Raw genomic sequence first — 12,416 nt, forward strand, 5'->3', positions numbered from 1 at the left:
TACGCTGAACGAGTCCTCCGAAATATCGAGCTAACGGTGACCATGTGAGCGCTGGACGTCAGCGCCATTGCGGGGAGCAGCGGCGATGATGGGCTGGCCGGCGCTGCCACCTCGACCCGAGGCGGTCAGTTGAGGTGCTATGCAGAGTCGTCTGCATAGCCAGTTCCCGCGTGACGAAGGGTCAGGGTCGCACCGTAGCTTTCGATTACTGCCCTTGCTTGCTCGAAGAAGAACTCTGCCCTCTGACTAGGACGAAACCGCATAATGATATCGATCACAAGGCTCCTTTCAGTCGCGTCGGGATAGCTTCGATAAATCTCGCCCGATTCTATGAACGCAAGGTAAGTGTTTAGCTTCTCTTGAAGTAGCTCGAGGTGACGGTCGTCCCACGGCAGAGCGTCGATGATGCTCAGGTGTATGGCGCCAGTCAGCCGATAAACGCCGACGGCATCAATTGTCGAGCTAGTTTCCACCGCCATTGCCATGTTCCGAAAGAGTTCGCCACCGATATTCTAGTCCCTACGTTGCGAACTTTGCAGACATCTAGCGATCAGGACTCACTCTGCAGTTGCAAGCGTATTTGCTGACGGTAAATTGGCGCCAGCGACCGCCTTCCGCTTTCTTTGTCCTGAACAAACCTTCTGGTACCCGGAGGGATCACCCTTGTGAGCTACCATACGTGAAACTGACGCTTCAAATCGATAATTCGAGGGGATAAATGAAGCTGCGCCATGCTCAGATAAAGAATTTCCGCCTTCTGTCGGACGTCGACCTCGCTTTGGAGGATCTCACTACGGTTGTTGTGGGTCGCAACAACAGCGGCAAGACGTCGCTTTCCGAAGTCATCCGGCGGCTACTAGCAGATGGCAGCCCACAGTTTCAGCTTGAAGACTTCTCCAGCTCTTGTTATGAGTCCTTCATTCTCGCCTGGGAAACCCGGGTTAAAGGCGAACACGACAATACCGTCCGGGCCCTCGTCCCGTACATCGAGCTGCGCCTGACGCTCCAGTACAATCCAAATGAGCCTGAATTCGGTCCCTTGAGTCCGTTTGTTATCGACCTCGATCCTGACTGCACCGAGGCACTTGTCGTTCTCCGCTACGAGCTAAAAGACGGTCATCTCTCCCAGCTTTTTGACGGCCTGCCCCCGACACCGTTGCCTGCGGAAGCTCGACTGAAGTTTTTTCGCATGTTGCGGGAGCGGATACCAGGCAACTATGCGATGCGTGTATGGGCGGAAGACCCCAATGATGCTGGAAACCAGCGCCACCTGCCCCCCAATGCGGTGAAGGGTTTGATCAAGACCGGTTTTATTAACGCACAGCGTGGCTTGGACGATGTCACGTCAAGAGAGTCGGACGTGCTTGCAAAGACTATCGAGCTTCTATTTGCTACGGCGTCATCGGCTTCGGCGGGCGCGGCTGACAAACAGATCGCTGACGCCTTGACGGAAGCCGTCCAAGGTATTCAATCGCAGATTGATACAAACTTCGGAGGACAACTGAAAGGGTTAATCCCTGCACTGAAAAGCTTCGGATACCCTGGTTTAGGAAATCAGGAGTTGCATACTGAAACACTTCTCGACGTGCGAAAGCTGCTGTCGAATTTCACGAAAGTTCGTTACGCCGGCTACAGCGGCGTCGCATTGCCCGAATCGTACAACGGTCTCGGCGCACGAAATCTAATCTTCATCCTCTTGCAGTTGGCCGGGTTCTATAAAGCCTTTCGAGCTGAAGCGACGGCTCCTGGTGTCCACCTCATTTTCATCGAGGAGCCCGAGGCGCATTTGCACCCGCAGATGCAAGAAGTATTCATTCGGCAACTTGCCAAAACGGCACAATTGCTCGTGGACAGCTCGGAAGACAAGGGGCCCTGGCCGGTCCAGTTCGTCGTATCAACGCATTCTTCACACATCGCAAACGAAGCGGGCTTCGAGAGCATCCGTTACTTCCTCGGACGAGACGTGCCTGGTGCGCAACCCGGCATCCGGCAGACCAAGATCAAGGATTTGCGCAGAGGGCTGGATGGCGTTTCTGAACCAGACAAGAAATTCCTTCACCAGTACATGACACTGACGCGTTGCGATCTTTTCTTTGCAGACAAGGCCATTCTTGTTGAAGGCTTGAGCGAACGTCTTCTTTTGCCGGCCGTCATTGCCAAGCTCGAAGAGACTGAGCCCGACGCTCCGAAGTTGTCCAGTCAGTACGTAACCACGATAGAAGTGGGGGGAGCGTACGCGCATTTGTTCTTTAGGCTTCTACACTTCCTCGAACTCCGTAGCTTGATTATCACTGACCTTGATGCTGTCGAAGAAGCAGGCGGTTCGGCATGCGAGGTCCATAAAGGAACATATTCAAGCAACGCATGCCTGAAAGCGTGGTTTTCCGAGGATGATCCATTCACCCTCCAGGGACTGTTGACAAAGCGCGAGACCGACAAGATAAAAGACGGAAATCGAATAGCATATCAATGTGCTGAAGTCGAACACGGTCCATGTGGACGGACTTTCGAGGACGCCTTCATCCTCGCAAATCAGACACTGTTTGGGCTGTCGGGCGATACTAGAGAGGAGTTGGAGGTCGCCGCCCGTGGCAAAGCAGGAGAATTCAAGAAATCGGAATTCGCACTTAAGTATGCCATTGAGGAAAAAAGGTGGAGTGCTCCGAGGTATCTTGTTGACGGTGTGCGATGGCTGGCAGCAGGCATCGAACCTGATCTATCCGATCCTGCACTGGCTTTGGCAGCAGACGCTATCGTTGCGAAGGCGGAGGCCGCTCCCCATGGTTGATACGCAATCCCCGGCCGAGTTGGCGAGTCGACGTGCCCTCGACGCAATGTTCCAATGTCTCGATCAAGGACTGAGTTTCCGGCTGGAAGCTGGCGCTGGTGCCGGTAAGACGTATTCTTTGATCAAGGCATTGCAGTATCTTATCGAGCGAAATGAGCATAATTTCCCGAGGAAAAATCAACAGATTGCATGCATTACGTTCACGAACGTTGCTAGAGACGAGATTGCTGCTCGCACCGACAAGAGCCCGTTGGTGTACTGCGAGACCAACCACGCTTTCTGCTGGTCCCTGATTAGTGGCTTCCAGAAGCAGCTACGATCTCTGGTCGAGGCAATGCCACATTGGCAAGAGCGACTTGCAGAGATCGGGGGCAGTCTCGGCCCTCGCGTGGTGGAGTACAACTTTGGCCACCGCTCCATTCGCGAGGACCGTGTATCGATCCACCATGATGATGTACTGCCCCTCACGATTTCCTTGATGGAGAATTTGAAATTCCGTCGGATGGTTGCAGATCGCTTCCCTATCATACTGGTGGACGAATACCAGGACACTGACAAGGATTGGGTCGAGGCCATCAAGCGGCTTTTTCTAAGCAATTCAGGTGGGCCACTGTTCGGCTTTTTCGGAGACAACTGGCAGAAGATATATGGCGATGGGTGCGGCAGACTTGAACACCAATCTGTGAGAGAAATCGGAAAGGAAGCGAACTTCCGATCGGTCAAGACGATTGTGGATTGTCTTAACCGGATGCGCCCTCAATTACGACAGGAAGTGAAAGATCCGGATTCGACAGGCCAGGTTAGCGTTTTTCACACGAATGACTGGGCGGGGCAACGCAGAACCGGCGGACATTGGAGCGGTGACCTTCCCGCCGAAACTGCTCACCAGGCGCTGGAGCGCGTCAAGGATATTCTGATGCAGCAAGGATGGGATCTTGCGCCCGCTTGTACGAAGATCCTGATGTTGACGCACAGGCTGCTCGCACACGAACAGGGCTACACAAGCTTGCCAACCGTTTTTCGCTACAACGACGCCTTCACCAAGAAGGAGCATCCGCATATCGCTTATCTGGTTGATGAGCTCGAACCGGCCTGCGACGCGTTCGCGGCAAATCGGTTTGGGTCGATGTTCGAAGCTCTGGGCGCGACTACCCCGCTTCTTCGCAGCCATGCGGACAAGGCTGTTTGGCACAATGCGATGACTCGACTCTTGGAGCTTCGTTCGACGGGCACTGTTGGAGATGTGATCGATCACGTCCTTGAGCGACGCAGGCCCCGCCTTCCAGACGCGGTCGAAAAGCGTGAGCGCGAACTACGCGAATTCGTTGGAGCGCCTGGTGAAGACATGCCGGAAAACCTCGTCGAAATCAAACGACTGCGCGCTGTTCCATACGCGGAGATATCGGCGCTGAGAACTTATCTGGATGGTCATTCGCCTTTTGAAACCAAGCACGGAGTGAAGGGGGCCGAATTCGAAAACGTCCTGGTTGTTATCGGTCGGGGATGGAACCAGTATAACTTTGGCGAAATGCTAGCTTTGGCCGCTGGGCAAGCTATTCCGGCGGCAAGGCAGGACTTCTTTGAGCGAAACCGCAATCTCTTCTATGTCGCTTGTTCCCGTCCCAAACGGCGCCTCGCACTGCTATTCACCCAGCTACTGTCGCCGGAAGCATTTGGCACGCTGGAACAATGGTTTTTGCCAGAGAACATGCAGGCGGTCCCGCTCTGACGGGAGACCCATTGATGCCATCGAGTGAGCTTTATGTGACCAATTATGGCATTCATCTCTCGCATGAATTCCGTCGAGCTTCGGCCGTTTCCAGTCGACCCCAACCATGTGACGGCCCAACAACCGTTGTACTTGGTAGCAGTCTTTGACGGCACGCTTGATCGAAGACTTGGTATGGGTCGCTAACCGGCCATCGAGCAACATCGCTCCTAGCCAATTCCGGCCCATCTAGGGCGGTGCAACAATGTCTGCCATTGGCCTTCGACGGCGGCGTGAAAGAAGACATATGGACGCGCAAATGACGGAAACCCATTCTGGTACTCGACCCTCGCCCTCACCTCCGAAACCAAACCACCGACAACCCACACCCCACCACCAGCAACACCACCGCCCCCGCCGCCAACAACGCACTGACCTCAACCTCTTTCCGCTCCAACGCAAACCGGCTGGTAAGCCGCCGATAAACCTGCGTCAGGTCAGCCGCGGAGCTGGCCTGAAAGTACTCACCATCGGTCAGCATTGCGACCTGCCGCAAGGTCGCCTCATCCAGTTGCACGGGCGAAGAAATTCCCGGCGGTGCTGCGCCCTCCTCTAGCGGTGTACCGAAGCCCACGGTGTAGACCCGCACCCCTCGCTGGGCGGCCATGCGCGCCGCGTCCAGCGGATCCGGGCCGGTGGTGCGGCGGCCATCGCTGAGCAGGATGATTGCGCCGTGGCGATAGGAGCCGGGGCTCGCCGAAGGCTGCTCTTGTTCGCGCTTGCGGACGGCTTCCGCCGCGGCGGCTTCTGACAGCGATCTGCCGCCGGGTCCGGGGGCAAGTGATTCGCCACCGAAAATAATCGCTTCGAGATCGATGCCATCGTTGGGCAACAGCACCGCCAGTGCCTGGATCAGCCCGCTGCCGGTTGCCGTGCCGTGCTGGAGTTGAAAGCGGTCGATCGCGTCGAGCATGTCCTGCCGGCTCTCGGTGGGCGGAAGCACCACGGTCGCGGTGGCGGCAAACGACACAATGCCCAGGCGCACGCTGGCGGGCAATCCGATGATGAAATCGCGCGCAGCGTGCTGGGCGGCGGCGATTCGGGTAGGTGCCACGTCGGCCGCTGCCATGCTGCGGGAGGTATCCATCGCGAGCACTACCGTGACGGTGTCGGAGGGCAGCGTGATCGTGGCGGTGGGACGGGCGCAAGCCAGCAGGGCGACGCCAAGCCCCAGCAAGACGAGGAACGGCGGGATGTGGCGCCGCACTCGTTGCTTGCGGCCGAGGGCGGCCCGCGGCAGCGCAATACTGGCGTACATCAAGGCGGCTTTTTTGCGCCGCGCAATCACGTAGAGGTAGGCGGCTGCCAGCAAGGGGAGAGCCAGCAGCAGCCAGAGCATTTGTGGCCAGAGAAACTGCATGCCCTGCTCCATGGCGCGTGGTATGACGATGGTACTGCGTTTCCAAGTCCGGCATTCGCTCCGGCCATTCGCTTCGGGCATCCGCTTCAGGCATCCGCTTCAGGCATCCGCTTCAGGCATCCGCTTCAGGCATCCGCTTCAGGCATCCGCTTCGGGCATTCGCTTCCGGCATTCGTCCGAGCATTTGCTCCGGGCATTCGCGCCCTGCCATTCGCGCTCGGGCACTAGCTCAGGCATCCCCTCGCCCTTTCCCGCACCGCAGTTTTCTCTTATGATGCCGCGCGTCATATCGGCCGGTAGAAGGACGACCGCCGGTCGGTAAATGACGGCGCTTTGCCAGCGTTCGGCGCCATCCCGGGCGTCTTTGACACACCATAAAAAATCAGCACAACAACAAGGAGTCACCTTGAAGAAGTCCATCCGCACGAGTCTGCTCGCGCTGGCCGCCATGGCCGCCGTTCACGCACATGCCGCTCCCACGCTGGTGCAGTCCGTTCAGGGCTACACGCTGCAGAACGACAAGATCGTCACCTTCAGCGGCCTGGTGTTCGACCAGGGCAAGGTATTGGAGACCGGCGATGCTGCCGCGCTGCGCGCGAAGTATCCGGATGCCAAGCGCATCGACGGCCAGGGCAAGACGCTGCTGCCGGGCCTGATTGATGCCCACGGCCACGTGTTCCGGCTGGGCTTCAAGACGACCGAGATCTCGCTGTCGGGCACGCGGACCCTGCAGGAAGCGCAGGGCCAGATCCGCGACTATGCGCAGAAGAATCCGCAGCGCCAGTGGCTGCTCGGCTATGGCTGGAATCAGGTGAACTGGAAACTGGGCCGCTTCCCGACCGCGGCCGAGCTCGATGCGGCGGTGTCGGACCGCCCGGTGCGCCTGGTGCGCGTCGATGGCCACGCGGCCTGGCTGAACACCAAGGCGCTGCAGGCGGCCGGCATCACGCGCGACACCAAGGACCCCGCCGGCGGCCGTATCGAGCGCGATGCCAACGGCAATCCGACCGGCGTGCTGATCGACAAGGCCATGGCGCTGGTCAACAACGTGATCCCGCCCTACTCCGACGACGATCGGCGTGCCGCGCTGGCCGCCGCCGTCGCGCATCTGAACGCGCTGGGCCTGACCTCTGTCGGCGATGCCGGCGTGACCGTCGCCGACGATCGCATCTATCGCGAGTTCGCCGACCAGGGCAAGCTGACTACGCGCATCTACGGGATGATTCGCGACACCGGCGAGGACTTCAAGACGCTGTCCGCCAAGGGCCCCCTGATCGGTTACGGCAACGACCGCTACGATCTGCGCGCCGTGAAGCTCTACGGCGACGGCGCGCTGGGCAGCCGTGGTGCCGCGCTGATGGAGCCCTACACCGACGACCACGCGCATAGCGGCCTGCTGTTCATGAGCGATGCCGCGATGCAGGCCAGCGTGAAGACCGCGCTGAAGGCCGGCTACCAGGTCAATGTGCATGCGATCGGCGACAAGACCAACCATCAGGTGCTCGACGCGATGGAAGTCGCCTACAAGGACGTGGGCGGCCGCGAGCTGCGCAATCGGATCGAGCACGCACAGGTGGTCTCGCTGCCCGATATCCCGCGCTTCAAGACGCTGAACCTGATCGCGTCGATGCAACCGACCCACGCCACCAGCGACATGAACATGGCGGAAGACCGCATCGGCAAGGAGCGCATCAAGGGCGCCTATGCCTGGCAGACCTTCCTGAAGCAGGGCACCGTGATCGCGGGCGGCTCGGATTTCCCGGTGGAATCGGCCAACCCGTTCTACGGCCTGCACGCCGCGGTGACGCGCACCGACCATGAGGGCCGCCCCATCAAGGGCTGGCACCCCGAGGAAGCGATGACGCTGCCGCAGGCGTTCCGCGCGTTCACGATGGATGCCGCCTACGCGCAGCATCAGGAGAAGACGCTGGGTTCGCTGGAGCCGGGCAAGTGGGCCGACTTCATTCTGGTGGACCGTGATCTCTTCAAGGTCGCACCAGCCGACATCTGGAAAATCCAGGTGCTGGAGACCTGGGTGGCCGGTGAGCGCGTGTACGCAAAGGGCGATCAGGCGGCGAAGCGCTGATAGATCCGACCGCAACGTCATCAGACAAGAGCCCTGCTGGACCATCGTTCAGCAGGGCTTTTTTTTGCGGGCCGCCGTTCGCAATGACGGGCGATTCTGCCTGACAGATGGTTACTGCCGATCGCCTCCTTTGGTGCGTGGTGCCGATTCCAATGGCCGCCCCAGCCCTCGCTGCGGCCTCCGGAGGCAAACAACGCTAGTATTCGCCGAATCCGCCCTTCATCGATTCGGTATGAAATTCAAGGAAATCTATGCCTTTCGCGCGGTAATGCGCACGGGCTCCATGACGGCCGCGGCCAATGAGCTGTTCATGTCGCAGCCCAATGTCAGCCGGCTGATCTCCCAATTGGAAGCCTCCACCGGCCTGACGCTCTTTACCCGCAATGCCGGCCGGCTCGCGCCGACCGAAGAGGGATTGGCTTTTCTGCGGGAGGTTGATCGCACCTTCGTCGGGTTGGAAGCCCTGAAGGACGCCGCGCGCAATATCCGCCAGTTCGGCGCGGGCCGGCTGCGCATCGCCACGGTACCCTCGTTGGCGATGACGGTATTGCCGCTGGTGCTGCAACGCTTTCATGCGGACCATCCCGACGTCTACGTCGCCATGGAAACCGGCAGCACGCAGCTCGTGGCCGAGCAGGTCGGCAACCGCCATTGCGAGCTCGGACTGGTTTCCTATTTGCCCACTGCCGCCGTGACCGAGGCGCATCCGGTAGCCGAGCTGTTCGGCTGCTGCGTGCTGCCGCCCGGCCATCGGCTTGCGGCCCGCGAGGTCATCACGCCGGCCGACCTCGCCGGCGAACCGTTCATCTCGATGGCCCATGGCGATGGGCTGCGCGCCGCCGTGGATGCCGCCTTCGCCGGCGACGACCGCCGGGTGATGCATTTCGAGACGCCCTATGGCGCGACCATCTGCAATATGGTCGGTCTTGGGCTGGGCGTGGGCATCGTCAATCCGCTGGTCGCCCGCATGTACCGGCACACCAATATCGTGGTGCGGCCATTCGAGCCCCGCGTGCCCTTCGTCAGCTATCTGCTGCTGGCGCGCAATCGGCCGGCCAATCTGCTGGTGGACCGCTTTATCGCGCGCCTGCGCGAAGTCATCGACGCGGAAATTGAAGGCTTGGCCGGCTGAGCCCCCACCGCAGAACCCACCTCAGACCCCACCTCAGACCCCACCTCAGACCCCATCAGCTTTTCGTATAGGTACCGCACGAATTGGTATTTGCGCGTATCAGGGGTCGGTGCGCATACTCGCTCGCATTGGCAACACCGGCCCGGAGCCACGGTTCCGGGCCAGGGCTGCCGCGATATTTGCGAGTCCCCACATGACTTTTGACAGGGCCCAAGGCCCGTTCCCGACCCGCGCGAGGGCGTGCTGAATGGGCAACGCCTCCACTCCCTCCCAACATCCGATCTTCGATGTCGCCGTCGTCGGCGGCGGCCTGGTCGGCTCCGCGGTGGCCTATGGCCTGCGCGGCAGCGTCAGCTCCATCGCCGTGCTTGACGAGGGCGACGTCGCCCTGCGCGCCTCGCGCGGCAACTTTGGCCTGGTCTGGCTGCAGAGCAAGGGCTACGGCATGGGCGCCTACAGCCGCTGGACGCTGGGCTCCGTGCGGCTGTGGCCCCAACTGGCGGCAAAACTGCTGGCGGAAACCGGCATCGACGTGGCGCTCGAGCAGAAAGGCGGGCTGACCCCGCTGATGGGCGACTACGAGATCGAAGCGCGCCTGGCCTGGGTCAACAAGCTGATGTCCCAGCCGGGCGTCGAGCCCTACGAATGGAAGCTGCTGGATCATCACCAGGCGGCCTCGCTGGTGCCCGGGCTCGGCCCCGACGTGACCGGCGCCATCTGGACCCCGCACGACGGCATCGTCAACCCGCTGAAGCTGCTGCGCGCATTCCATATCGCTTTCAGCCAGAGCGACGTGCGCTACCTCCCCCATCACGGCGTAACGGCCATCACGCAGCTGTCGGACGGCGACTTCGTGCTGGACACGCCCAAGGGCAGCGTGCGGGCCCGCAAGATCGTGCTGGCTGCGGGCCTGCGCAATGGCGAACTGGGCCGCATGGTCGGCACCCATCTGCCGATGGCGCCCCAGCGCGGCCAGATCCTGGTGCTCGAACGCACGCGCCGCCTGCTCGATACCCCGATGGTGACGCTGCGCCAGAACGACGAAGGCAGCTGGCTCGTGGGCGATTCGCAGGAGGATGCGGGCTACGCCGACCATGTGACCACGTTGCCGATCCTCGCCACGCTGGCCGACCGCGCGGTGCGCACGCTGCCGGCGCTGCGCGAGGTGCGTGCGGTGCGCGCCTGGTCCGCCCTGCGCGTGCGCGCGCAGGATGGCTTCCCCGTTTACGAACAATCGGCCAGCCACCCCGGGGCCTTCCTGGTGACGTGCCACAGCGGCGTGACGCTGGCCGCCACGCATGCGATGACGCTCGCCCCCATGATCGCCGCCGGCGCGTTGGCGCCCGAGCTGGACACTTTTTCGACCCGGAGATTTCATGTTCAGAAGACTTGATGCACCCGTCGTGCAAGCTGCCGGCCGCACGGTGCGTGTCATCGTCGACGGCGTCGCGCTGGAATGCCGCGAGGGTGACAGCGTCGCCGCGGCCCTGTTCGCAGCCGGCGTGCAAGCCTGCCGTGACACCGCCGTGTCGGGTGCGGCGCGCGGTCCCTTCTGCATGATGGGCGTCTGCTATGACTGCCTAGTGCGCATCGACGGCCGGCCCAACCAGCAGGCCTGCATGACGCCGGTGCGCGATGGCATGACGGTGCAGCGCCAGCTGGGCGCGCGCGAGGTGGCGGTATGAACGACATGGCCTCCGACATGGCTTCCATTTCCGTCGAGATCCCGCAGTACGACCTGCTGGTGGTTGGCGCCGGCCCCGCCGGCCTGGCCGCGGCAACCCACGCCGCCGGCCTCGGCCTTGTCACCGCACTGATCGACGAACAGCCCGCGCCGGGCGGACAGATCTATCGCGCGGTCGGCAGTACCCCGGTGCAGGATCGCAACATCCTGGGCGCCGACTACTGGCACGGCCTGGAGCTGCTGGAGCCCTTCGCACGCAGCGGCGCACGCTATCTGTCCTCGGCCACCGTGTGGTCGATCAATCGACTCGAGCCGCAGGCCGGCGGCCAGCCGGCGGGCTTCGAGGTCGCCTACTCCGTGTCCAAGGGTGGGGAAGAACCGCAGGCCTCGCTGCTGCACTGCCGGCACATCATCCTGGCCACGGGCGCCCAGGAGCGGCCCTTCCCCATCCCGGGCTGGACCTTGCCGGGCGTCATCACGGCAGGGGCCGGGCAGATCCTGCTCAAGACCTCGGGCGTCGTGCCGGAAGGACGCACCGTGCTCGCAGGCGGCGGACCGCTGCTCTATCTGCTGGCCTATCAGTACCTGAATGCGGGCGTGAAGCTGGACGCCATTCTCGAAACCACGGCAAGCAGCCAATGGCTGCAGGCGCTGCCTCATGCGTGGAGCTTCCTGCGATCGCCCTACCTTGGCAAGGGCCTGACGCTGATGCGCGCGGTCCGCAAGGCGGTGCCCATCGTCAGCGGCGTCACCGCGCTGGAGGCGTTGGCGGGCGCGAATGGCCAGCTGGCCGAAGTGCGATATACCGCGGGCGGCCAGAGCCGTTCGATGGCCGTTGACCAGTTGCTGCTGCATCAGGGCGTGGTCCCGAATACCAACCTGTCGCGCGCTGTCGGCGCCGAGCATGCGTGGAACGACCTGCAGGACTGCTGGGAACCGGTCGTCGATGCCTGGGGCGCGACCTCGGTGCCGCAACTGAGCATCGCCGGCGACGGCGCGGGCATCGCGGGCGCGATGGCAGCGGAGCACCGCGGGCGCATCGCAGCAGTGCACGTCGCCGCGGCGTTGGGACGCATCGACACCGCCGCCCGCGACCGCGAGGCCGCACCGCATCAGGCTGCTCTCGCACGCGCTACGCGGGGCCGGGAATTCCTCGAGGTGCTGTACCGCCCCGCGACGCAGTTCCGCCGCCCGGTGGGCGACACCATCGTCTGCCGCTGCGAAGAGGCCACCGCCGAGCAAGTACGGCATGCCGCCCGCATCGGCTGCCAGGGCCCCAACCAGATGAAGGCATTCCTGCGCTGCGGGATGGGCCCCTGCCAGGGCCGGTTCTGCGGACTGACGGTGACCGAGCTTATCGCCGACGAGCAGCAGCGCCATCCGCGCGACGTGGGCTACTACCGGCTGCGCTTCCCGACCAAGCCCGTGACGCTGGGGGAAATCGCCACGCTGCCGCAGACCCCGGCATCGCGCGAGGCGGTCGTGCGTTTCAAGAAGTAAGGGGTGATGGCCAGCGTGCCCGGCATGCAGGTGCGGCTGGCCAACGCCACCAGGAAACTATCGCGTCGAAGAACGCGTCGCCGGACTGCCATGCGGTA

General features: G+C 62.0%; 10 protein-coding genes. 7 read left to right on the plus strand and 3 right to left on the minus strand.

All coding sequences use genetic code 11. From position 1 onward, the window contains the following. Positions 1–137: 137 nt before the first annotated feature. On the minus strand, positions 138–479 hold the full coding sequence (locus tag F1599_RS05270; protein WP_190286309.1) for a DUF6572 domain-containing protein: 342 nt from the start codon (positions 477–479) through the stop codon (positions 138–140). A gap of 239 nt (positions 480–718) precedes the next feature. Here F1599_RS05270 and F1599_RS05275 point away from each other — a divergent pair, with 239 nt between their 5' ends. Beyond that, the gene (locus F1599_RS05275) at positions 719–2,788 is read left to right on the plus strand and encodes an ATP-dependent nuclease (protein WP_150082412.1); all 2,070 of its coding nucleotides are present in this window, start codon (positions 719–721) and stop codon (positions 2,786–2,788) included. Beyond that, positions 2,781–4,517 carry a UvrD-helicase domain-containing protein gene (locus tag F1599_RS05280; protein ID WP_150082413.1) on the plus strand — a complete coding sequence of 579 codons (1,737 nt, stop codon included), beginning with the start codon at positions 2,781–2,783 and terminating at the stop codon, positions 4,515–4,517. The genes F1599_RS05275 and F1599_RS05280 overlap by 8 nt, the downstream gene beginning before the upstream one ends. Before the next feature lie 334 nt (positions 4,518–4,851). Here F1599_RS05280 and F1599_RS05285 read toward each other — a convergent pair whose 3' ends face one another. After that, positions 4,852–5,916: a VWA domain-containing protein gene (locus F1599_RS05285; RefSeq protein ID WP_150082414.1), complete on the minus strand. Its 1,065-nt coding sequence runs from the start codon at positions 5,914–5,916 to the stop codon at positions 4,852–4,854. A 138-nt stretch (positions 5,917–6,054) separates the two neighbouring features. Further along, on the minus strand, positions 6,055–6,336 hold the full coding sequence (locus F1599_RS05290; protein ID WP_150082415.1) for a hypothetical protein: 282 nt from the start codon (positions 6,334–6,336) through the stop codon (positions 6,055–6,057). On the opposite strand from F1599_RS05290, the gene F1599_RS05295 reads away from it, so the two are divergent. From F1599_RS05295 to F1599_RS05315, 5 genes are all read left to right on the plus strand, one after another. Further along, positions 6,323–8,002, plus strand: a complete 1,680-nt coding sequence (locus tag F1599_RS05295; RefSeq protein WP_150082416.1) for an amidohydrolase — start codon at positions 6,323–6,325, stop codon at positions 8,000–8,002. The two genes, F1599_RS05290 and F1599_RS05295, sit on opposite strands and share 14 nt — an antisense overlap. A 64-nt stretch (positions 8,003–8,066) precedes the next feature. Continuing rightward, positions 8,067–9,134: a LysR substrate-binding domain-containing protein gene (locus tag F1599_RS05300; RefSeq protein WP_223819477.1), complete on the plus strand. Its 1,068-nt coding sequence runs from the start codon at positions 8,067–8,069 to the stop codon at positions 9,132–9,134. A gap of 247 nt (positions 9,135–9,381) precedes the next feature. After that, entirely contained in the window at positions 9,382–10,527 is a 1,146-nt protein-coding gene (locus F1599_RS05305; protein WP_150082417.1) for an NAD(P)/FAD-dependent oxidoreductase, read from the plus strand. Continuing rightward, the gene (locus F1599_RS05310; protein WP_150082418.1) at positions 10,511–10,819 is read left to right on the plus strand and encodes a (2Fe-2S)-binding protein; all 309 of its coding nucleotides are present in this window, start codon (positions 10,511–10,513) and stop codon (positions 10,817–10,819) included. The genes F1599_RS05305 and F1599_RS05310 overlap by 17 nt, the downstream gene beginning before the upstream one ends. Before the next feature lie 17 nt (positions 10,820–10,836). Further along, positions 10,837–12,318, plus strand: a complete 1,482-nt coding sequence (locus tag F1599_RS05315; RefSeq protein WP_150082419.1) for an FAD/NAD(P)-dependent oxidoreductase — start codon at positions 10,837–10,839, stop codon at positions 12,316–12,318. The last annotated feature ends 98 nt before the right edge of the window (positions 12,319–12,416 follow it).

The organism is Cupriavidus cauae, assembly GCF_008632125.1.
GTDB classification, from domain to species: domain Bacteria; phylum Pseudomonadota; class Gammaproteobacteria; order Burkholderiales; family Burkholderiaceae; genus Cupriavidus; species Cupriavidus cauae.